Below are 21,433 nucleotides of genomic sequence, written 5' to 3' on the forward strand. Positions count from 1 at the left end.
TCGAGATGAGGCCTGTCATCGCTACGAGCGTGTTTCTTGCGCTTGCCCTGCAAGGGGCGGCCTTTGCGCAGCAATCCACGCAGACTCCAATGCGGGAAGCGCCGACGACCGGCGCGCGAACGACCCAATCGCAGCGCGTCACCACCCAGGAGTTTTTGAACAAGGCGTGGAACATCAATAATTTTGAAATCCAGGCGGGCCAGGAGGCCGAGAACAAGGCGCAAAAGTCCGAGTTCAAGGATTTTGCCAAGATGGTCGTCAACGACCACCAGAAGATGCAGGATGATTTGAGGTCCATCATGAGAAGCACGCGCGGCGCGGAGCTTCCAAACGCCGCCGACGCCGAGCACGCCCAGAAGCTCAAGCAGCTTTCATCGGCCACAGGCGCAGCCTTCGACCGCGAATTCCGGACCCAGCAAATCCAGGGACATCAGGAAGCGATCCGCCTGTTCCAGGATTACGCCGCCTCGGGAGATAATCCTGACCTCAAGAAATTCGCCCAGAACTCCGTGGCGATCCTCGAACGCCATTTGCAGCGCGCTGAGTCGCTCAAGGGGCCGGAAGGCGTCATGTAAGCATGCGCCGAAATCGGGCGTTTTGCGAAGGCGGGTCGGCGACGGCCCGCCTTTCTACTGGCGGGCGCACCCGCGCTCTAACTCTAAAGCATTGCAAGATATGAACATTTTCTCACCCAACTTTGCCCCGGGTCGACCGTTACGTTCGAGGCCTGTCGAGCAAGCGTAACGGAGTGAATGACAATGAAGACGGGAAAAATCGCCGCGATTGCGATGATCGCGACGGCGGTGGGCGGTTCGGCCTTCGCCGCCGACCTTCCCTCGCGCAAGGCGCCGCCCCCGCCGGCCTATGTCCCGCCGCCGCCACCGATAATGACCTGGACCGGCTTCTATGGCGGCCTCAACCTCGGCGGCGGCTGGAGCGCCAACCGCGCCAATCCCAACAACTTCGCCCTCTATGGCAGCCCGGTGAACGGCGCCACTTACCTCCTGCCAGGGAATACGAAGGGCGGCAATTCGACGGGGGGCGTCGTCGGCGGCGGCCAGGTGGGCTATAATTATCAGATCGGCTCCTTTGTCCTTGGCGCCGAGACGGATTTCCAGGGCACGAGCATGCGCTCGGGCGGCGCCGCCAATACCGCGCTTTATCCTGATCCGGCCGGGGGTGGCGCTCTTTTGGTTCCGCTATCGCCCGCCGGCAACCGGGGCATTGCGCTCAACTGGTTCGGCACGGTGCGCGGCCGCGCCGGCCTCCTGGTCGCGCCGACTTTGCTGGTCTATGGCACGGGCGGCTTCGCCTATGGCAATCTTCAGAGCCAGTTCACGGGCGCGAGCAGCACCCGCACGGGCTGGACGGCCGGCGGCGGCGCCGAATGGATGTTCATGCCCAATTGGTCGGCCAAGGGAGAGTATCTCTTCACCGACCTCAACAGCGGCGGCGCACAAAGCGCGTTGGCCGCCACTGCGACCGATCGCCGCCATACGCAATACAATGTCGTGCGCGCCGGCGTGAATTATCACTTCAACCTCGGCGGCGCGCCCTCGCTGACCTCCTATTGAGGCGCTTCGGTCCGTCCGCGAAAAAGAATGCCCGGCCCAGGCGGCCGGGCATTTTCGTTTGGGGACGTTGTAAACTCGTCAGAATCATCGAGACGCAATGGAGTTCGACATGAGCGACGAACCTTTGGATTATGCAGCTCGCCTCGACGCGCTGGAAACGCTGATCGCCCACCAAGACAGAACGATCGCCGAACTGAGCGACGTCATCGCCTCACAATGGCGCAAAATCGATCTTCTCGAGCGGCAAGTCGCCCAGTTGCGTGAGGAATTTCAGAATATCGGCGCTCCCCGCGAAACGCCCGAGCCGCCTCCCCCGCATTACTAAGAGACGGAAGGCCGATCTAAATGCTCGTGTGCGCTCATGCCGGCTTCTTTAGGGATCATTCGGCGCATGGCGTGGGTCGAGCGCTGACCATCGCCGACGTCTTTGCGCCTACTTCTTTCTCAGCCCCAAAATATACCATGTGACCGAATCCATCTCCTCGGGCGAGAGGATGAAATTCGGCATGTTCCGGTGCGAGGAGCGCAAAAACACCTTCAGCGACAGCTCCGTCGTCGAGGGCATTCTGGCGACGTCGAGGAAGCGCGGGGCCTTGGGGTCGGGGCTGATCGCGTCGGGGTCGGCGGTCACGGCGTGGCATGAGGCGCAGGTGTCCTGCGCGATGCGCTTGCCGACGGTCTCATCGGGGCCCTGAGCCAGAGCTGGCGCCGTTGCTGCGGAGAGGAAAAGCAAAACCGACAGAAACGCCAATCTCATTTTCCTCTCCTTTTCCCCCGATTATATCGCGCTTTCCTTTCGCCGAACCGGCCGCCACTTCGGCGGAAAGCGCTTCAAATTATTCGCCGCCGTTCAAATCCTCCGGGCGCGGCTGCAGCATGATGTTGTAGCCGGCGTCGACGAGATGGATTTCGCCGGTCACGCCGCCCGAGAGTTCCGATAGGAAATAAAGCGCCGAGCCGCCGATTTCATCGAGCGTGATCATTCGCCGCAGGGGGCAATGCTGCTTCTGGAAGGCGCCCATGGCGCGCGCGCCGGTGATGCCGGCGCCGGCCATGGTGCGCACCGGCCCGGGCGACAGCGCATTCACGCGGATGCCGCGGTCGCCGTAGTCGGCGGCGAGATAGCGCACGCTGGAGTCGAGCGCGGCCTTGGCGACGCCCATCACATTATAGTTCGGCATGACATGGGTGCCGCCGCCGAAGCTCACCGTCACCATCGAGCCGCCGTTCTTCATCAAGCGGGCCGCACGCTTCGCCGCTTCCGTGAAGGAGAAGCAGGAGATCACCATGGTGCGGACGAAATTCTCGCGCGAAGTGTCGGCGTAGAGGCCTTTCAGCTCGCTCTTGTCGGAATAGGCGATGGAGTGGACGAGGAAGTCCATCTCGCCCCATTCCTGCTCCAGCCGCGCGAAGACCGCGTCGACGGTTTCGACATCCTCGACGTCGCAGGGCAGGACGAGATTGGAGCCCAGCTCCTCGGCGAGCGGCTTCACGCGCTTGCCGAGCGCCTCGCCCTGATAGGTGAAGGCGAGCTCAGCCCCATGGCGCGCCAGCACGCGGGCAATGCCATATGCAATCGAATGGTCGTTCGCGACGCCCATCACGAGCCCGCGCTTACCCTGCATCAAACCGGTAGAAACCGTCATCTCGCTCTTTCTCTACTCGAAAGGCCTGAAAGCGCCAGCTTTCGAACTGGCGATGTCTTATCGCTGACCGTTGAAGCGCGCTAGCGCTTGCGATAATCGCCGGTAAAATCACAGGCCGCGCCGTGAAATGGCAGGCAGTTTTCTTCCTCGACGCTGACGCCCTTCTTGGTGCGGCGAAGGATCAGCGTACATTTGTCTGCTGCCATGACGGCGGTCGCCCGGAGAACGTCGCCCGCAACCGGGCCGGCGCCGTCGAAATCCCCCGTGCAAGCCTGCGACGCTACGCTGGCCCGGACATTATAGCTGCCGTCGCTACTCTTCTTGATCTCGATGTCCTGCGAATAGGATTTCGAGCCCGCGACATAGCGTCCTTCGAAAGCGCTCGCGCTCGCGGGGAGAAGGGCGGCGGCGAGCGCCATGATGAGCGCGATCCCGCTGGGCGTGAGCTCATCCCTCCCCTTTACGGGGAGGGTGGCCCCGCGTAAGCGGGGTCGGGTGGGGTCAAACCCCAACCGCAGTCGTTGCGGCGCGAACCCTACCCGGCGGCCTACGGCCGCCGACCTCCCCGTAAAGGGGAGGTATTGGGCGCCATATATTTCAGCTTGCCGTATGTCGGCTGGCGCCGGTTTGGCGACCCAGACCACCTCACGCATCGGGGTGCTTGAAAACCAGCGTGGCGTTGGTGCCGCCGAAGCCGAAGGAGTTCGACAGAACCGCGCCGAGCTTCACATTGTCGCGGCGCTGGCGCAGGATCGGCATGTCGGCGAATTCGGGATCGAGCTCCTCAATATTGGCGCTCTCGCAGATAAAGCCGTTCTGCATCATCAGCAGCGAATAGATCGACTCCTGCACGCCAGTCGCGCCGAGCGAATGGCCGGTGAGCGACTTGGTGGCGGCGATCGGCGGGCATTTGTCCTCGCGGCCGAAGACCTCGCGCAGCGCCTCGATCTCCTTGGCGTCGCCGACCGGCGTCGCGGTGGCGTGCGGGTTGATGTAGTCGATCGGGCACTTAACCGTCGCGAGCGCCTGTTTCATACAGCGCACCGCGCCTTCGCCCGAGGGCGCCACCATGTCGTGGCCGTCGGAGGTCGCGCCATAGCCGGCGATCTCGGCGTAAATCTTGGCGCCGCGGGCCTTGGCGCGCTCATATTCCTCCAGCACCAGCACGCCAGCACCGCCGGCGATCACGAAGCCGTCGCGGTTTTTATCGTAGGCGCGCGAGGCGGTCGCCGGGCGGTCGTTATAGGCGGAAGACATGGCGCCCATGGCGTCGAAGAGGACGGAGAGCTCCCACTCCAATTCCTCGCAACCGCCGGCGAACATCACGTCCTGCTTGCCGTATTGGATCATCTCGTAGGCGTTGCCGATGCAATGGTTCGAGGTCGCGCAGGCCGAGGAGATCGAGTAGTTCACGCCCTTGATCTTGAACCATGTGGCGAGCGTGGCGGAAGCCGTCGAGGACATGCATTTCGGCACGGCGAAGGGGCCGACGCGCTTGGGGCCTTTGGCGCGGGTGATGTCCGCGGCCTCCACGACGGTGCGGGTCGAGGGGCCGCCCGAGCCCATGATGATGCCGGTGCGCTCATTGGAGATATCCGCCTCGGTGAGCCCGGAGTCGAGGATCGCCTGATCCATGGCGACGTGGTTCCAGGCGGTGCCCGTGGCGTGGAAACGCATGGCGCGGCGATCGACCACAGTCGAGGGATCGAGCGTCGGCAGGCCATAGACCTGACAACGGAAGCCCAGCTCCGCATATTTTTCGGCGCGGACGATGCCGGAGCGCGCCTCGCGCAGAGAGGCGACCACTTCCTGCGTCGTATTGCCGATCGACGATACGATGCCCATGCCGGTGACGACGACTCGTCTCATTTCTCTCTCCCTGCGCGGCTTGACGCCGTTTCCTTTAGATCCGGGCCGGTTTGCCTCGCCCTTCGAGACGGCGGCCGCGCCGCCTCCTCAGGGTGAGGAAAACGGCGGGGACCGTCGACTCTCGTTTAAAACGACAACCTCATCCTGAGGAGCCCGCGAAGCGGGCGTCTCGAGGGATGGGCCGCATCGCCTCACGCCGCCGGCGCCGGGGCGTTGGCGAGGCCGACCTTGAGGTCCTTCGCCTCATAGATGCGCTGGCCGTCCGCCGCCACCCAGCCGTCGGCCATGCCGAGCACGAGCTTGCCCGTGCGCACGCGCTTGAGATCGACGCCGTAAGTGACGGTCTTCACGGTCGGGCGCACTTGGCCGGAGAATTTCACCTCGCCGACGCCGAGCGCCATGCCGCGGCCGGGATTGCCGAGCCAGGCGAGATAGAAGCCGACCATCTGCCACAGCGCGTCGAGGCCCAAGCATCCGGGCATGACTGGATTGCCCTTGAAGTGGCAATCGAAGAACCAGAGGCTCGGCTTGACGTCGAGCTCGGCGCGCATATAGCCATTGCCGTGCTCGCCGCCGGTCTCGAAAATCTCGGTGACGCGGTCGAACATCAACATCGGCGGCAGCGGCAGTTGCGCATTGCCGGGCCCGAAGAGCTCCTCGCGCCCGCAGGCCAACAAATCCTCATAGCCAAATGACGAGCGCCGTTCGCTCATGATCTCTCCGCCTCCGCTGCAGCCTTTCGACAGGCCCTGTTCCCCTCGCGCGGCCCCTCTGATCGAGCGCGCGCCGCCCGCTTGTTGTTCGCCATCCCGCGCCCTGCAGGACGGCGGGACGGATTTCTAGGGCTGCGTTCCGTAACATAGGCGCGCGCCCGCCGGAAGCGGCTGCTCGCGCCGGAGGGCGATGCAGGAAAAAGCGGGACGAAGTTGAGGCTTCCGGTTTTTTTTGGTATAGGTCAAAGAAAAATATGGGCTGCCCGCCAATGGACGCTTTCGTCAACCAACCGATATCGCCCGGCCTTCCCGAGCGCCGCAAGCCCGTCCACGACATGCTGGTCGCCGCGGGATTGCGTCCGACCCGGCAACGCGTCGCGCTCGGCGAGCTGCTCTTTCGCGGCTGCGACCGCCATGTGACCGCCGAACGCCTCTTCGACGAGGCGGTCGCGGCCAATCTCTCGGTCTCGCTCGCGACCGTCTATAATACGCTCCACCAGTTCACCGACGCCGGCCTCCTGCGCGAGATCGCCGTCGACGGCGCGCGGGTTTATTTCGACACCAATGTGAGCGACCACCACCACTTTCTCATCGAGGAAGACGGCGAGCTGTACGATATTTCCGGCTCCAATGTCGCGGTGGCGAATCTGCCGACGCCGCCCAAGGGGCTGCGGATCGATCGCGTCGATGTGGTGGTGCGGCTGCGGCGGGAGGGGTAGGGCTGCGCCCTCATCCGACCCCTGCTAACGCAGGGGCCACCTTCTCCCGCATGCGGGAGAAGGGAGAACCCCGAGGTTTTTCAATCACAAAGTTTCAACGCGATTCCTTCTCCCGTTCACGGGAGAAGGTGGCCCTCGCGTCAGCGAGGGTCGGATAAGGGCGGCGCCGCTACTCGACCTTCTCCCCCGGATACACCCCCCACAAATTTTCCTGCTGGATATACCCATCGAATTCCTTGCCCGCGATTCGGCACCATTTGCCGTCGCAGCCCCTCAAATTGCCAATCACCCCCGGGCCCAGCTTGGCCACCGGCGTCGAATGGTTGGACGCCATCAAAAGCTGCGGCTCCTTTTTCCAGGGCGCAACCAGCGCCGTGCGGCGGCCCGAGAGCAGCGAATGCAGCACCCAGCCTTCCGTGCCTTCCGAATCACGAATCTTGCGCCAGGTCTCGAATTCCGCGGTAATCTCGACGGGCAGTCCGGCGCGCTGATAGATCCAGAGCGTCGGGTGCTCCTTGCTCGGCCCCTCGCGGAGATTGACGCGATCCGATTTGAGGCTGACATATCGGGGAATAGGCAATTTGCTCACCGGGCCGAGCTGCGGCTCCTGCGCTCGCGCGAAAGGCGGAAAATGGAGCGCAATCAAGCTGAAAGCCGCGAATAGGCCGATTGAAATCCTGCTTTTTTGCTGCCGCATGATGGGGATGATCGCTCGTCTTGTCTTTGGCCCGCCATCTGCTAGGAACGAAAAAGCAGGCGCCGGGCGGCATCGTCGTTTTGTCGCCTGCCATCGTTAAGACCGGGTTGAAACCGGCGCGCCGACGCAAGGGCCGAGGTCTCGACGCTTTTAGCAAGTTTTCGAGTTTTTGCCACGAAGCCATCCGGGCGAGCCGAAGGGACGAAGCGCAACCATGCCGAAGAAGAAGCCGCTCGTAATCGTGACGCGACGTCTGCCCGAAGTCATCGAGACCCGCATGTGCGAGCTCTTCGACACCCGGCTCAACGAGACCGACAAGCCGCTCACCCATGAGGAGCTGGCCGAGGCCATGCGCACGGCCGAAGTGCTGGTGCCGACCATCACCGACCGCATCGATTCGAGCCTCATCTCGCAGGCGGGCGAGCAGATGAAGCTCATCGCCAATTTCGGGAATGGCGTCGATAATATCGACGTCGCCTCGGCGCTCGGACGCTCGATCACCGTCACCAACACGCCGGGCGTCCTCACCGAGGACACCGCCGACATGACCATGGCGCTGATTCTCGCGGTCGCGCGGCGGCTGGTCGAAGGCGCGCGGGCGATCCCCGAAGCCGCCTGGACCGGCTGGTCGCCGACCTGGATGCTCGGCCACCGCATCACCGGCAAGCGGCTGGGCATCGTCGGCATGGGCCGCATCGGTCAGGCGCTGGCGCGGCGCGCCAAGGCCTTCGGCCTCTCGATCCATTACCACAACCGCCGCCGCGTCCCGGTGGAGATCGAGGAGCAGCTCGAGGCGACCTATTGGGAGTCGCTCGACCAGATGCTGGCGCGCGTCGATGTCGTCTCGGTCCACTGCCCGCACACGCCGGCGACCTATCATCTGCTCTCGGCGCGCCGGCTCAAATATCTGCGCCCGCAATCGATCCTGGTGAACACTGCGCGCGGCGAAATCGTCGACGAGAACGCGCTGGTGCGCATGCTGGAGGCCAATGAAATGGCCGGCGCCGGCCTCGACGTCTTCGAACATGAGCCCGCCGTGTCGCCCAAGCTCCTCAAGCTCGCCCAGAGCGGCAAGGTGACGCTCTTGCCGCATATGGGCTCGGCGACCATCGAGGGCCGCATCGACATGGGCGAGAAGGTCATCATCAATATCAAGACCTTCATGGACGGCCACCGCCCGCCGGACCGCGTGCTGCCCAGCATGTTGTGATAAAAACCATCGCGTCTTAGCCTTGCCGCGCGGCGCGCCGCCGCGATTCGGGCTTTTTTGCATGCGAATCAAGCGCCTGAGAGCGCGTTCCGCTTTTGCGGCGAGAAGCGCTTCGGCATTTTGATTCGGCGCCGCTTCGTATCGCTTGCACGAGCTGAGCGAGCGGAGCGCGCAAGGGAGGGGACTTACATGAACAAGCTATTCTCGATCCTCGCGGCTGCTCTGTGCGTCGCGATGATCACGGCGCCGGCCGAGGCCAAGAAACGCGCCAAGCCCGCCGCCGACGGCCAGGCGCAGGAACAGCAGCAGGGCGGCGAGGACGGCGGCAAGGATTCGGGCGGCATTCCGCGTTACGTTCCCTTCCCGCACAACCGCAATTTCACGCTGAAGGAAATCAACGGCAAGGCGCCGCCCGTGGAGATGTGGATCAACATCGACTCGACCGGCCGCGCCAATGGCTTTTCGGGCTGCAAGAACTGGTCGGGCGTCTTCGTCATCGGCCCGGACCGCCTCGGCCCGCGCGCCATGCCCGCCACCAACGAACGCCAATGCGACGGCGCGCTCGCCGGCATCGAGCGCGACTATTGGGGCGTGCTGCTCTCCGGCCCTTACTGGGACGTGAAGGGCGACACGCTCACGCTCAAGGGTTTCAAGGGCGGCGTGCTGAAGTTCGAACGCTCCCTGTAAGACTGTTTCCGGTTGAATAGCTCGCATGGGGACTTGTCATTCCCGGCGGGCTGAAAGCCCGACGGGGAATCCAGAGCCACAAAAGCGCTGGTTCTGCTCTGGATTCCCAATCGCTCGCTTCGCGAGCGTCGGGAATGACAGCGAACCAATCAAGCGGATCTCGTATAAGACCAACCGGAGTCATTGCGAGGAACGAAGCGACGACGCAATCCAGCGCCACATCGCTGCTCTGGATTGCTCCGCTTCGCTCGCAATGACGGTTGCTACCGCGCCGGCACCGCATAAACCGGGCAAGGCGACTCGCGCAGCACGCGTTCGGTCGTCGAGCCGCGCAGCGCGTCGAGCAGGCCCCGGCGTCCTTGCGTCGGCATGGCGATGAGATCGGCGCCGATCTCCGCCGCATAAGCCAGAATCGTCTCGACCACCGGCCCCTGCCGCAATTCGATATGCGGCAGCAGACCCTCGAAGATCGGCAGCCGCTCGCCGACATGCAGAAGCATGACGTCGGCCGCCGGATTCATCGCATGGGCGAAATCGGCGATGTGCCGGAAGGCGTCGAGCGGCGCCACATTGGGCTCGACCGGCATCAGCACCGTATTGAGCGACACCACGCCGGTCTCACGATCGACGAAGCCCGTCTGATCCTCGCGCAGCAAGAGCGCCGGTATGAGGGTCTCGCGGACCGCCTCCTCTGCGACCGATTCGTCGAGCCAGCGCTCGAGCCCGGTGCGGTTATGCGTCATCAGCACCATCAGGTCGCACAGATGGCGCGTCACATAGGCTGCGACGCCATGCACCGGCGACCCCGCCTCGACCGCAGCCTTCACGAACTGCACGCCCAGTTTTTCGGCGACCTCGGCGCGCGAGGCGGCAGGGTCGATCATCCGCCAGCGGGCCAGCGTCTCCCGCACATGCGGAAAGCGCTCCCAGCCGTCGGGCGCTTCCTCTTCGAGATTCTCGATATGCAGAAGATGCAACGCGCCCTGCGTCGCCACGGCGATGCGCAGCGCATGGGCGAAGGCGTCCTGGCCCGAAAAGGAGAGGTCCGTCGGATGAACAATGGATTTGGGCGGGTTACCGATCATCGCGTCTCTCCCGGCTCTCTTTGTCTAAAGAGAAACCTATATCGCCGTGAGGGCCGCGCCTAGTACGGCGTTGTCGCACCGACCCTCCGTCATTGCGAGCGAAGCGAAGCAATCCAGGGCCGCAGTAGCTGCTCTGGGTTGCTTCCTCGCGACGCTCCTCGCAATGACGCCCGCCCGGCCTACTGCTCTCGCTGCGCCGCCAGCGCCTTCGCGACTTCCGCGGCCAGCTCGCTCTCGGGCACGGAGATCTGCGCGGGGCGCGCCGCCTTCCATTCCTCATTGGTGGCGATGGCCGCGGCCGCCTTGGCGCCGGCGACGAGATCCTTGATCTGGACCTCGCCCTTCGCCTTCTCGTCCGAGCCCTGGATCACGACGAGCGGGCTGTTGCGGCGGTCGGCGTATTTCATCTGCGCCTTCATGCCCGCCGCGCCCAGATACAGCTCGGCGGCGATCCCCGCCGCCCGCAATTGCGCGACCATGCGCTGGTAATCGGCGACGCGGTCGCGGTCGAGCACCAGCACCACCACCGGCCCGACATGCGGGAGCGCTGTCACGATGGGGCTGCCGACGAGCTTCAAGGCCGCGAAGAGCCGTGAGACGCCGATGGAGAAGCCCGTCGCCGGCGTGTTCTCGGGCCGGAAACGACCGACGAGGCCGTCGTAGCGCCCGCCGCCGCCGACCGAGCCGAAGCGCACCGGATTGCCCTTCTCGTCGCGCGTCTCGAAAGTGAGGTCGGCCTCGAAAACCGGCCCGGTGTAATATTCGAGCCCGCGGACGACGGAAGGATCGATGCGGATGCGGTCCGGCCCGAAGCCGGCGTCGCGCGCGAGATCCTCGATCTCGAGCAGCTCCTCCGCCCCCTGCGCGCCGATCTCACTCTTGCCGAGCAGGCCGAAGAGGTCGAACTGCGGCTTGCCGTCCTTATATTGGCCGCCGAGGCTGAAGGAGAGGATCGTGTCGATCGCCGGCAGCGGCAGGCCCGCGCCTTTGGTGAAATCGCCGCTTTCATCCTTGCGGCCTTCGCCCAGCAACTGGCGGACGCCGTCCGGCCCGAGCCGATCGAGCTTGTCGATGGCGCGCAGCACGACGAGGCGGCGCGCGGCGTTCTCCGCGCCGCCGACGCCGATCGCCTCCATCACGCCGTCGAGCACCTTGCGGCTGTTGATCTTGATGACATAATCGCCGCGCGCGATGCCGAGCCGCTCCAGCGCCTCCGCCGCCATCATGCAGATTTCCGCATCGGCGGCGGGCGAAGCCGACCCCACCGTGTCGGCGTCGAACTGCATGAACTGGCGAAAACGCCCCGGCCCCGGCTTCTCGTTGCGATAGACATGGCCGCAGCGATAGGAGCGATAGGGCTTGGGCAGCCGGTCGTAATTCTGCGCGACGAAACGGGCGAGCGGCGCCGTCAGATCGTAGCGCAGCGACAGCCATTGCTCGTCGTCGTCCTGCAGCGAGAAGACGCCTTCATTCGGCCGGTCCTGGTCGGGCAGGAATTTGCCGAGCGCATCGGTATATTCGAAGGCCGGGGTCTCCAGCGCCTCGAACCCGTAAAGCTCATAGACCGAGCGGATGACGTCGAGCATGCGGCCCGTGGCGGCAAGCTCTCCCGCCTCGCGATCCGCAAATCCGCGCGGGCTTCTGGCTTCGACCTTAGATTTCTTTTCGTCGCTGGACATTCACTTTAGTTCCGCTGCGCGCTCCCTCCCAGGGAGGGGGCTGAATCTCGCCGCCTTCCTAGCATTTTCCCATTCGGAGGGAAGCCGTGCGTTGGCGGGAAAAAGCCGCAGATGCGAGACGCAGCGCGGACAATCGGAGCTGCCGAAGCCCGGCAGGGGAAAAGGCAAGGCGCCGAGCGCCGCATTGAGCGCGCATTCGCTCCCGCCCTCGACGATAAAGGCGCCCAGAACGTCGCCCGCCATGGTGAGCTGGTCGACGTGCCAATGGGCGCGCTTGTCGCGGCGCATATGGCGCGCCAGCCGGGCGCGCAGCCCGCCGGGCAGGCTCCAATGCGCCGACGCGCGCGCCGGCCTTTACAGCCAGCGGCGCGGGAAGCCGCAACCACAAGGCATAGGCGCCCGGGCTCGGGGGCGCTCCATCGGCGGCGGCAACGAAGACCAATCCAGGCATTTCAGACAGTTGGAGTTTTTCTCCGGCCTCTTCCGCCGCGCCGTAAACACAAAATTTGCCGCACCGCAAAAACTTTTACCGCAGTGCGCCCTTAACCGCTAAGCTGCCGGCGCTTTTTTCGATTCTTATGCTTCGCGGGGTTGAATGGCCACGGCGCTCAGCGAAAAAAACGTTCTTGTCTTGCAGGGCGGCGGCGCGCTCGGCTCCTATCAGGCCGGAGCCGTCGCGACCCTCATGGGGGCGGGCCATGCGCCCGATTGGGTCGCCGGCATCTCCATCGGCGCGATCAACGCCGCCATCATCTGCGGAAATCCCCCCGAAAAGCGCGTCGACCGATTGCGCGAACTCTGGAGCCGCATGACGAGCGGCCTGCAGGTTTCCCCGCTTTCCGACGACGTCGTGGTTCGGCGGGCCTTCAACGAGTTCAGCGCGGCGACGACCGCGACTTTCGGCGTGCCCGGATTTTTCTCGCCGCGCCCCTCCCTGCCGCTCCTCTGGCCGGCAAATGAGACGTCCGTCAGCATCTACGGCACCAAGCCGTTGCGCGAGACTTTGTTGGAGCTTGTCGATTTCGACCGGCTCAATTCCGGCGAGACGCGGATCAGCATCGGCGCCGTCAATGTGCGCACCGGAAATTTTCGCTATTTCGACTCGCAGAACGAGCGCATCACGCCCGAGCACATCATGGCGAGCGGCGCGCTTCCCCCGGGCTTTCCGCCGGTGGAAATCGACGGCGAACTCTACTGGGACGGCGGCCTCGTCTCCAACACGCCGCTGCAATATGTGCTCGAAATGTGCGGCCCGCGCGACCACATGTGCATCTTCCAAATCGATCTTTTCTCTGCGCGCGGTCCCGCGCCGACGACGCTGATCGACGTCAGCCAGCGCGAAAAGGACATTCGTTTTTCGAGCCGCACGAGGCTCAATACCGACGTATTCCGCGACCTCCAGACGATCCGCCGTCACATCCGGCGTTTGAGCGAAAGGCTTCCCGAAGCCCTGCGCGACGATCCCGACTGGCGCGCGCTGAGCGACTTCGGCTGCGGCGCAGCGATCACCATTGTGCAACTGATTCACCGCGCCGCCGCCTATGAGACGAACTCCAAGGATTACGAATTTTCCCGTTACACAATGATGGAAAACTGGTCGGCGGGCGTGCGCGACGTCGAAACCACGCTTGCCCACCCTGCGTGGCGCGATCGTACGCCGCCCGATTATGGCGTCGCCATTCTTGATTTGACGAAGGAACAAGACTCATGACCCTGGACGAGATTCGTCGTACCGCCTTCGCCATGCCGTTGACGAGCCCGGCCTTCCCAAAAGGCCCCTATCGATTCGTCGACCGCGAGTATCTGATCGTTTCGTATCGCACTGATCGGGAAGCCCTTGCGAAAGTTGTTCCCGAACCGCTTTCTTTCGTCGACCCGATCGTGAATTTCGAATTCATCCGCATGCCCAACTCGACGGGGTTCGGCGATTATACGGAGTCGGGCCAGGTCATTCCTGTCGTGTTCGAGGGCCGGCGCGGGAACTACACGCACGCCATGTATCTCAACGACGGCCCGCCCATTTACGGCGGGCGGGAATTGTGGGGCTTTCCGAAGAAATTCGCGCAACCCTCGCTCGCCGTCGAACGCGACGCGCTCGTCGGCACGCTCGATTATGGCTCCGTGCGCATCGCGACGGGCGTCATGGGCTACAAACATGTCGCGCTCGATCCGGCGGCGATGGCGAAGTCCATGTCCGCGCCGAATTTTCTTCTCAAGATCATCCCACATGTCGATGGTGCGCCCCGAATTCTGGAGCTGGTCGATTTCCGGCTCGAGGACATCACGGTGAAAGGCGCCTGGACTGGTCCAGCCTCGCTTCAACTCGCCCACCACGCGCTCGCGCCCGTCGCCGATCTTCCCGTGCGGGAAATCCTTTCGGCGACGCATATCCTCGCCGACCTCACGCTTGGTCTTGGAACGGTCGTCTTCGATTATCTCTCTGAGGAAAGGCCCCGCTGATGACTCTCGACGGAAAAGTTTGCCTGATCACCGGCGCCGCGAGCGGCATCGGCAACGCCATCGCCAAGCGTTTCGTCGAAGCGCAGGGACGCGTCGTCATCGCCGACCTCAATCTCGACGCCGCCAAGGCCGCCGCCTCTGAGCTCGGCGGCGACAAAGTGGCGATCGGCGTCGGCATGGACGTATCGAACGAGGAACAGGTCAACGCCGGCGTCGACGCCGCCGCGAAATGGTTCGGCGCGATCGACGCGCTCGTCTCCAACGCCGGCATTCAGATCGTCCATCCGATCGAGGAATTCCCGTTCGCGGATTGGAAAAAGGTGCTCGCCATTCATCTCGACGGCGCCTTTCTCACGACGAAAGCCTGCGTGAAATATATGTATCCGCAGCGCTCGGGCGCGCTGATCTATATGGGCTCGGTGCACAGCCACGAAGCGTCGCCCTTGAAATCGGCCTATGTCGCGGCGAAGCACGGCATATTGGGGCTGACGCGCGTGATGGCCAAGGAAGGCGCGAAACATAACGTCCGCGCCAACGCGATCTGTCCCGGCTTCGTCATGACGCCGCTCGTCGAGAAGCAAATCCCCGAACAGGCGCAGGAGCTCGGCATCAGTGAAAAGCAGGTGGTGACGGATGTGCTGCTGAAGGAAACCGTCGACAGCCAGTTCACCAAGGTCGAGGATGTGGCGGAAGTCGCGCTGATGCTCGCGGCGTTCAAGACCAACGCGCTGACGGGCGAGTCGATTATTGTCAGCCATGGCTGGCATATGAATTGAGGTTTGTACTGTTTCCGCTTGAACAGCTCACATTGGCGAATGTCATTCTCGGCGGGCTGAAAGCCCGACCGGGAATCCAGAGCCTCCGTCATTGCGAGCATTTTTTTCGAAGTCGGGTAAACCCGACTTCGCAGAGATGCGAAGCAATCCAGAGCCGCTATAGCTGCCCTGGATTGCTTCGTCGCTTACGCTCCTCGCAATGACGGCGGGCCAAGATTCGCTGTTTTTCAGGAATGGCGCCGAACCAATCAAGCGGATCCTGTATGAAATTCACCGCTCGTGCATCTTGGGGTCGACCGAGCCGCGCGGAAGGGCGACTTACGAGAATGTCCAGCGGCTATTTTCCCGCCCCCCTTTCCCGCCGCGACATGCTGCGCCTTTGCTGCGCGGCAAGCGCCTCACTTTACCTGCCAAATCCACTGGCCCTGGCGCGGACGGATGATCTCGCGCAAAGGCTGCGTGAGGCGGCGCGCAAAGGAGCGGCCGTGTCGCTCCCCGCGGGCGAGATCACGCTCGCCGGGCTCGATCTGCCGGACGGCGCCATCCTGCAAGGCGTCCCCGGCCGCACCATCTTGAAGCTCTCGGGCCTCGGCCCGCTGCTCTCCGCCAGCATGGCGCGCAAGATCACGCTGGAAAACCTCGTCTTCGACGGCGCCGGCGGCGTCACCCGGAAAGAGAGGGGCCTCCTCGACTTCACCGACGTGATCGATCTTTCGATCCGCGGCTGCATTATCCGCCGCTCCTCCGCGCGCGGCGTCATGCTCGCCCGCTGCGGCGGCGTTATTGCGCAAAATGAGATCGCGGATGCCGCCGACGCCGGCATTTATTCGCGCGACGGCCTCGGCGTCGATTTCGACAACAACCATATTCATCGTTGCGGGGACAACGGCCTCGTCATCCACGCAACGTCGGCAGGCCGCTACGACGGCTCGCGCATCCGCAACTCTCTCGTCGAGGATGTCGACAACCGCTCGGGCGGCAATGGGCCCTATGGCAATGGCGTCCTCGTCTGGGGCGCGGGGACGATCCGCGTCGAGCGCAACCGCATCTATCGCTGCGCCTATAGCGCCGTGCGCAACAACGCCGGCCACGGCGTGGACGTCATCGGCAACGACTGCAAGGGCTTCCGGGAAAAGGCGATGTACGCCGAATTCGGCGCGAAAAATTCCGTCTTCCGCGACAATCGCATCGAAGACGCAGGCGCCGGCATCGCCGTCGCCAACGCCGATCAGGGCACGGATGGGGCGATCGTCTCGGGCAACACCATCATCTCCATGAAGGAGAGCCATCCTGACCCCGAGTTCGGGCCGCAGATGCTGTGGCTCACCGGCATTCTCGCCGAGAAGAACGCCGACATCACCGGCAATAAGATCGTCGGGCCGGGATGGATCGGCATTGCGCTGGGCGGCTGGCGCGAAAATCTGCGCGCCGAGGCCAATGAGATTTCCGGCGTCGACTACGGCGTCGTGCTCGCAACCGGCGAAGGGGCCGGCGACGCCACGGTCGCGCGCAACCGGATCAGCGCAAAAAAGGCGGCGGTGATTGCGACGGCCGGGATGACTTTTCTGCCGGGCGATCTGACGAAATCAGGCGCGCAAAAATATCCGCGTCTGGTCGTGCGGGACAATGAGACGGGCTGACGCCAATAGGGAGTGTCATTCCCGTCATTGCGAGCGAAGCGAAGCAATCCAGAGCCGCTATGGCTGCCCTGGATTGCTTCGTCGCTTACGCTCCTCGCAATGACGGCGGGCCAAGATAACGCTGTTTTTGCTCTGGATTCCCGATCGCGCTTCGCGCGTCGGGAATGACAGAGTCTGGCGTTTTACGCGATCATCACCCGCGCGGCGGCCTTCTCGTCACCGAGCAGCTCCAGCGCCTTCGCGACCATCGCCTTGCTGTCAAGCATGGCGCGGGCAAGCATCATCTCGTGCTTGTCGTGGTCGATATAGGCGTCGGGCAGCGTCATGCTGCGGAACTTGAAGGCGCCGCGCGCGCCGTCGAGCAGGCCGTCGTCCGAGAGGACCTGGAAGACCTGCGAGCCGAAGCCGCCGATGGAGCCTTCCTCGATCGCAATCAACACTTCGTGATTGGCGGCGAGGCGACGGATGAGGTCGCGGTCGATGGGCTTGGCGAAGCGGGAGTCGGCGACAGTCGTCGAGATTCCGTAATTCTCGAGCTCCTCGGCGGCCTTCAGCGCGTCGCCGAGGCGGGTGCCGAGCGAGAGCAGCGCGACCTTGGAGCCCTCGCGGACGATGCGGCCCTTGCCGATCTCGAGAATCTCGCCGCGCTCGGGCAGCTCGACGCCCACGCCCTCGCCACGCGGATAGCGGAAGGCGATTGGGCCTTCCTCATAGGCGACAGCGGTCGAGACCATATGCATCAGCTCGGATTCGTCGGCCGCGGCCATCACCACCATGCCCGGCAGGCAGCCAAGATAAGCGATGTCGAAAGCGCCCGCATGGGTCGGACCGTCGGCGCCCACGAGCCCTGCGCGGTCGATCGCGAAGCGCACCGGCAGATGCTGGATGGCGACGTCGTGCACGACCTGATCATAGCCGCGCTGCAGGAAGGTCGAATAAAGCGCACAGAAGGGCTTGTAGCCCTCGCAGGCCAGGCCGGCCGCAAAGGTCACCGCATGCTGCTCGGCGATGGCGACGTCGAAGGTGCGGGTCGGGAAATGCTTGCCGAAGGCGTCGAGGCCGGTGCCCGACGGCATGGCGGCGGTGACGGCGACGATCTTGTCGTCGTGCTCCGCCTCGGCGATCAGCGCCTTGGCGAAGACGCCCGTATAGGAGGGGGCGTTGGCCTTGGGCTTATATTGCTTGCCGGTCTCGACGTCGAATTTGACGACGCCGTGATATTTGTCCTCGGCCGCCTCGGCGGGCGCATAGCCCTTGCCCTTCTGCGTGACGACATGGACCAGCACGGGGCCGTCGTCCTTGTCGCGGACATTCATCAGCACGGGCAGGAGATGGTCGAGATTATGCCCGTCGATCGGCCCGACATAATAGAAGCCGAGCTCCTCGAACATGGTGCCGCCGGTGATGAAGCTGCGCGAGAACTCCTCGGCCTTGCGCGCCTTGTCGTAAATAAAGCGCGGCAGATGCGAGGCGAGCTGCTTGGCGGCGTCGCGGATCGAGCGATAGGCGCCGCCCGAGACGAGGCGCGCGAGATAGGCCGACATGGCGCCGGTCGGCGGCGCGATCGACATGTCGTTGTCGTTGAGGATGACGATGAGGCGCGAATCCAGCGCGCCGGCGTTGTTCAGGGCCTCATAGGCCATGCCCGCCGACATGGAGCTGTCGCCGATGACCGCCACGACATGGTTGTCGCCATGCGAGAGATCGCGCGCGATCGCCATGCCGAGGCCGGCGGAGATGGAGGTCGAGGAATGGCCGGCGCCGAAAGCGTCATATTCGCTTTCCGCGCGCTTGGTGAAGCCGGAGAGGCCGCCGCCCATGCGCAGCGTGCGGATGCGGTCGCGACGCCCGGTGAGGATTTTGTGCGGATAGGTCTGGTGGCCGACGTCCCAGATGATGCGGTCGTCCGGCGTGTTGAAGACGTAGTGGAGCGCCACCGTCAGCTCGACGACGCCGAGGCCGGCGCCCAGATGCCCGCCCGTGACCGAGACGGCGTCGATCGTCTCCCGGCGCAGCTCATCGGCGACCTGCCTCAGTTGATTGGGCTGCAGCTTGCGCAGTTCCTGCGGAGTCGGAATCTGATCGAGCAAGGGGGTCTTCGATGTCGTCAAAGCGTCGCTCTCGTCTGGGATGTCCGAAATTTTCTGGGGTCTAGGCATATCCGCTAAGCCATGGCGCAGCAAATGCGCCGCCGCACGCGCCAATGGATTCTCCGAAGACTGTTGCCCCGGCGCAACGCTCATGGGGCCACAGCCCGACAAAAATCAATATCTATCGGCCTCGAACAGGAAAAAGTCCGAGGGAGCCGGCTGTGCCGGCTGGGCCGGCCGAACCCGCGCGACCGGACGTGCGCGGACGGGGCGCGTGAGGTCGTCGGCGCGTTCGCTTCTCGGCGCGCGAGCCGTCCGGGTTTCGCCGACGATGTCGATCGTCGCCCCCTGTTGCTCGACCCATTCGAAGAGCTTCTGGGCGTTGGCGACCGACAGGCGGACGCAGCCATGCGAGCGGGGGGCGCCCAGGCCGCGCTCGAAACTGCCGTGGATGGCGAGGCCCCGGGGCGAGAAAAAGATGGCGTAGGGCATCGGCGCCTGGTCATACTCGTCGGAGTAGTGATCAGCCTCCATGCGCATGACCGCGTAATGCCCGGTGGGCGTCTCGTAGCCCGACCGGCCGCTGGAGATTTTCCACACGACCGTTTCGCCGCCGCGTACCGCCGTCAGACGCTGCGACGCGAGGTCGATCGAAATGCGCACGGTCGCGAAAGCGGGCGCGGCGGCCAGCAGCGTCGCCGCGAGGAGAAAGAAACGGAACATTTTCATGGCGAAAACCTAACCACGCCGGGTGGTCCCCGTAAAGGCGCCGGGCGGCCGGATGGGATGAACACGCTTTGGCGCCAGACTTGAACCTCACGCCTGCCGCAAGGCGGGCCGGGGCCGAACGTCTCACATTCAGACGCCCTCCCGCCTCAAAATGGGTCAGCGCCAAGGATTGTCGAAGATGCTCGCGCCGTTCCTGAACGTAAAAGGAGTTGCATTGGCCATGGCCGAGTTCGGCCGCGCCGATCGGCGCGCGTCCGGCGAGCGCTTCCCGCGCCTCGTGGGCGGGACGGATGTCGCCGCGCCGATCGCTCCCTCTCGGGCGGCGGAGCTGTCTCTCGAGCATATGGACGCGCTCGCGCCCGATTGGCGCGATCTCTCGCGGCGCGCCCTCGAGCCGAACGCCTTCTACGAGCCGGGTTTCGCTTTGTCGGCGGCGCGGCATTGCCCGGCGGCCGAGCGCCCCCGCTTCATTGTCGTGCGCGATGGCGCCGGCCGGCTGACCGGCGTTTTCCCGATCGTCGCGCCGAGTCCGCTGTTCGGCGACGGGCTGATCCGTCTGTGGCTGCACAAGCAGGCGGCGCTCGCGACGCCGCTCGTCGACCGCGATCGCGCCCCCGAGACGATCGAGGCCTTCCTCGTCTGGGTCGAGGCGCGCGAGAAATCCGCCGGCGTCCTATTCGCGCGGATGCCGACCAACGGCCGCTTCCATCAGGCTCTGCAACGCGTTGTCGCTGGCCGCGCCGTCGACGTTCTCGATTCCTACGAACGCGCCGCGCTGCTGCCGGGCGGCGCGGCCGACGCGCTGGGACCCCGCGCCGGCGCGACGAAAAAGCTCGCGGAAATCCGCCGTCAGGCGCGCCGCCTGGGCGAGATGGGTCGCGTCACCTTCGAAACCCATGACAGCGAAGCGGAAATCAAAGCCGCGGCCGAGGAATTTCTGGCCCTCGAAGCCTCGGGCTGGAAGGCCTGGCGCGGCGCGCTGCTCTCGCAGCCGGCGCTCGCCACTTTCCTGCGCAGCGCGACGCGGCTGCTCGCGCGCGAGAATGGCTGCAAGATCCAGTCGTTGCGCCTCGACGGGCGCCCGATCGCCATGGCGGTGGTGCTGGAGAGCCAGGGTCGCAGCTATTTGTGGAAGATCGCTTTCGACGAGTCCCTGCGCGCCCAGGCGCCGGGCATCCAGCTTGTCTATGCGCACACCAAGGCGGCGCTCGATGGCGGCGATCTCGACTATGTGGATAGCTGCGCCATCGCCAATCACCCGATGATCGACCGCATCTGGCCGGATCGGATCGGCGTCTGTGACGTCGCCGTGTCGCTCGGCGCGCGTGGCGACGGCGCCTTCCTCGCGAGTTGCCGGCGCGCCAACGCCCGCCGGCAGGCGCGGGAGATGGCCAAGCGCCTGGCCAACCGGCTGCTCAAGCGCAAGGTGAGCTGAAGGAAGCGGACCGCGCGCCTTCAGGCGCGCTCAAAAATGCGCGGCTGAAGCCGCGCGGTCCTCAAGAGCGGCGCTCTCGCCTTTTCGATCCGGATCGGTATAGTGCCCGCGACCTCGCCAAACGCCGGACTTGACGCCTGTGACGATCCGCCGACCCTGCCTGCTCCTTTTCCTGGCCGCTTTCGCCGCAACCGGCCTCTCGGCGTGCGGCCGGCGCGGGCCGCTCGAACTGCCGCCCGAGATTCAGGCGCAGGGCGAGGCGCTGAAGGCGCAACAGGCCGCCGCGCTGGCGAAATCGGCGAAAAACGCGCCCAGGCCCGCTCCGGGGCAGGCGGTTCCGGAACCGCCGCCGCCGCCGATCCCCGGCACGATCGGCAACCGGCCGCCCGAACAATATCCCTTCCCTCTCGACCCGCTGCTCTGA

The 21,433-nt window shown here is 64.6% G+C and carries 23 protein-coding genes; 12 read left to right on the forward strand and 11 right to left on the reverse strand.

From position 1 onward, the window contains the following. Positions 1-5: 5 nt before the first annotated feature. The 3 genes from QNA11_RS13185 to QNA11_RS13195 all read left to right on the forward strand — a co-directional run bounded on the left by QNA11_RS13185 (position 6) and on the right by QNA11_RS13195 (position 1,899). Positions 6-575 carry a DUF4142 domain-containing protein gene (locus QNA11_RS13185; protein WP_283483378.1) on the forward strand — a complete coding sequence of 190 codons (570 nt, stop codon included), beginning with the start codon at positions 6-8 and terminating at the stop codon, positions 573-575. Positions 576-758: 183 nt separating this feature from the next. Beyond that, a complete protein-coding gene (locus QNA11_RS13190) occupies positions 759-1,574 on the forward strand; it encodes an outer membrane protein (RefSeq protein WP_283483379.1) in 816 nt (271 codons plus the stop codon). Between the two features lie 109 nt (positions 1,575-1,683). After that, on the forward strand, positions 1,684-1,899 hold the full coding sequence (locus QNA11_RS13195; RefSeq protein ID WP_283483380.1) for a SlyX family protein: 216 nt from the start codon (positions 1,684-1,686) through the stop codon (positions 1,897-1,899). A gap of 108 nt (positions 1,900-2,007) precedes the next feature. Here the strand turns inward: QNA11_RS13195 and QNA11_RS13200 are convergent, their stop codons facing one another. The 5 genes from QNA11_RS13200 to fabA form a co-directional block, all read right to left on the reverse strand. Beyond that, on the reverse strand, positions 2,008-2,331 hold the full coding sequence (locus QNA11_RS13200; protein ID WP_283483381.1) for a c-type cytochrome: 324 nt from the start codon (positions 2,329-2,331) through the stop codon (positions 2,008-2,010). Positions 2,332-2,410: 79 nt separating this feature from the next. After that, positions 2,411-3,220, reverse strand: a complete 810-nt coding sequence (fabI, locus tag QNA11_RS13205) for an enoyl-ACP reductase FabI (protein ID WP_283483382.1) — start codon at positions 3,218-3,220, stop codon at positions 2,411-2,413. Positions 3,221-3,300: 80 nt separating this feature from the next. Then, positions 3,301-3,639 (reverse strand): hypothetical protein, encoded by a 339-nt coding sequence (locus QNA11_RS13210; RefSeq protein WP_283483383.1) that lies wholly within the window; start codon positions 3,637-3,639, stop codon positions 3,301-3,303. Positions 3,640-3,865: 226 nt separating this feature from the next. Continuing rightward, complete coding sequence (gene fabB, locus QNA11_RS13215; RefSeq protein WP_202070746.1) at positions 3,866-5,089, reverse strand: beta-ketoacyl-ACP synthase I; 1,224 nt, start codon at positions 5,087-5,089, stop codon at positions 3,866-3,868. A gap of 191 nt (positions 5,090-5,280) precedes the next feature. Continuing rightward, positions 5,281-5,802 carry a 3-hydroxyacyl-[acyl-carrier-protein] dehydratase FabA gene (gene fabA / locus QNA11_RS13220; RefSeq protein ID WP_202070747.1) on the reverse strand — a complete coding sequence of 174 codons (522 nt, stop codon included), beginning with the start codon at positions 5,800-5,802 and terminating at the stop codon, positions 5,281-5,283. Positions 5,803-6,071: 269 nt separating this feature from the next. On the opposite strand from fabA, the gene irrA reads away from it, so the two are divergent. Continuing rightward, the gene (gene irrA, locus QNA11_RS13225) at positions 6,072-6,521 is read left to right on the forward strand and encodes an iron response transcriptional regulator IrrA (protein ID WP_202070748.1); all 450 of its coding nucleotides are present in this window, start codon (positions 6,072-6,074) and stop codon (positions 6,519-6,521) included. Between the two features lie 169 nt (positions 6,522-6,690). Here irrA and QNA11_RS13230 read toward each other — a convergent pair whose 3' ends face one another. Beyond that, entirely contained in the window at positions 6,691-7,218 is a 528-nt protein-coding gene (locus QNA11_RS13230) for an SH3 domain-containing protein (protein ID WP_281930100.1), read from the reverse strand. Between the two features lie 214 nt (positions 7,219-7,432). Here QNA11_RS13230 and QNA11_RS13235 point away from each other — a divergent pair, with 214 nt between their 5' ends. Both QNA11_RS13235 and QNA11_RS13240 read left to right on the forward strand, forming a co-directional pair. Next, the gene (locus QNA11_RS13235; RefSeq protein ID WP_202070750.1) at positions 7,433-8,428 is read left to right on the forward strand and encodes a 2-hydroxyacid dehydrogenase; all 996 of its coding nucleotides are present in this window, start codon (positions 7,433-7,435) and stop codon (positions 8,426-8,428) included. Between the two features lie 189 nt (positions 8,429-8,617). Next, the gene (locus tag QNA11_RS13240; protein ID WP_283483384.1) at positions 8,618-9,115 is read left to right on the forward strand and encodes an META domain-containing protein; all 498 of its coding nucleotides are present in this window, start codon (positions 8,618-8,620) and stop codon (positions 9,113-9,115) included. 263 nt (positions 9,116-9,378) lie between these two features. On the opposite strand, the gene QNA11_RS13245 is transcribed toward QNA11_RS13240, so the two are convergent. From QNA11_RS13245 to QNA11_RS13255, 3 genes are all read right to left on the reverse strand, one after another. Continuing rightward, a complete protein-coding gene (locus tag QNA11_RS13245; protein ID WP_281930097.1) occupies positions 9,379-10,200 on the reverse strand; it encodes a universal stress protein in 822 nt (273 codons plus the stop codon). Positions 10,201-10,379: 179 nt separating this feature from the next. Beyond that, positions 10,380-11,879: a histidine--tRNA ligase gene (gene hisS, locus QNA11_RS13250; RefSeq protein ID WP_283483385.1), complete on the reverse strand. Its 1,500-nt coding sequence runs from the start codon at positions 11,877-11,879 to the stop codon at positions 10,380-10,382. Then, complete coding sequence (locus QNA11_RS13255) at positions 11,880-12,167, reverse strand: DUF123 domain-containing protein (protein WP_283483386.1); 288 nt, start codon at positions 12,165-12,167, stop codon at positions 11,880-11,882. It lies immediately after the preceding gene. 307 nt (positions 12,168-12,474) lie between these two features. Between QNA11_RS13255 and QNA11_RS13260 the strand changes: the two genes are divergently transcribed. The 4 genes from QNA11_RS13260 (at position 12,475) to QNA11_RS13275 (ending at position 16,755) form a co-directional block, all read left to right on the forward strand. Continuing rightward, positions 12,475-13,590, forward strand: a complete 1,116-nt coding sequence (locus tag QNA11_RS13260) for a patatin-like phospholipase family protein (protein ID WP_283483387.1) — start codon at positions 12,475-12,477, stop codon at positions 13,588-13,590. Continuing rightward, positions 13,587-14,339, forward strand: a complete 753-nt coding sequence (locus tag QNA11_RS13265; RefSeq protein WP_281930091.1) for an acetoacetate decarboxylase — start codon at positions 13,587-13,589, stop codon at positions 14,337-14,339. The genes QNA11_RS13260 and QNA11_RS13265 overlap by 4 nt, the downstream gene beginning before the upstream one ends. Next, on the forward strand, positions 14,339-15,115 hold the full coding sequence (locus QNA11_RS13270; protein WP_281930090.1) for a 3-hydroxybutyrate dehydrogenase: 777 nt from the start codon (positions 14,339-14,341) through the stop codon (positions 15,113-15,115). The genes QNA11_RS13265 and QNA11_RS13270 overlap by 1 nt, the downstream gene beginning before the upstream one ends. A gap of 326 nt (positions 15,116-15,441) precedes the next feature. After that, a complete protein-coding gene (locus QNA11_RS13275) occupies positions 15,442-16,755 on the forward strand; it encodes a TIGR03808 family TAT-translocated repetitive protein (protein ID WP_283483389.1) in 1,314 nt (437 codons plus the stop codon). A gap of 182 nt (positions 16,756-16,937) precedes the next feature. Here the strand turns inward: QNA11_RS13275 and dxs are convergent, their stop codons facing one another. Together dxs and QNA11_RS13285 are read right to left on the reverse strand one after the other, a co-directional pair. Further along, entirely contained in the window at positions 16,938-18,914 is a 1,977-nt protein-coding gene (gene dxs, locus QNA11_RS13280; protein WP_502867531.1) for a 1-deoxy-D-xylulose-5-phosphate synthase, read from the reverse strand. Between the two features lie 105 nt (positions 18,915-19,019). Next, entirely contained in the window at positions 19,020-19,574 is a 555-nt protein-coding gene (locus QNA11_RS13285) for a L,D-transpeptidase (RefSeq protein WP_283483390.1), read from the reverse strand. 178 nt (positions 19,575-19,752) lie between these two features. Here QNA11_RS13285 and QNA11_RS13290 point away from each other — a divergent pair, with 178 nt between their 5' ends. Together QNA11_RS13290 and lptM are read left to right on the forward strand one after the other, a co-directional pair. Then, a complete protein-coding gene (locus QNA11_RS13290) occupies positions 19,753-21,009 on the forward strand; it encodes a GNAT family N-acetyltransferase (protein ID WP_283483391.1) in 1,257 nt (418 codons plus the stop codon). Between the two features lie 139 nt (positions 21,010-21,148). Beyond that, positions 21,149-21,433: an LPS translocon maturation chaperone LptM gene (lptM, locus tag QNA11_RS13295; RefSeq protein ID WP_283483392.1), complete on the forward strand. Its 285-nt coding sequence runs from the start codon at positions 21,149-21,151 to the stop codon at positions 21,431-21,433.

Source organism: Methylocystis sp. JR02, assembly GCF_030063565.1.
GTDB lineage: Bacteria > Pseudomonadota > Alphaproteobacteria > Rhizobiales > Beijerinckiaceae > Methylocystis > Methylocystis iwaonis.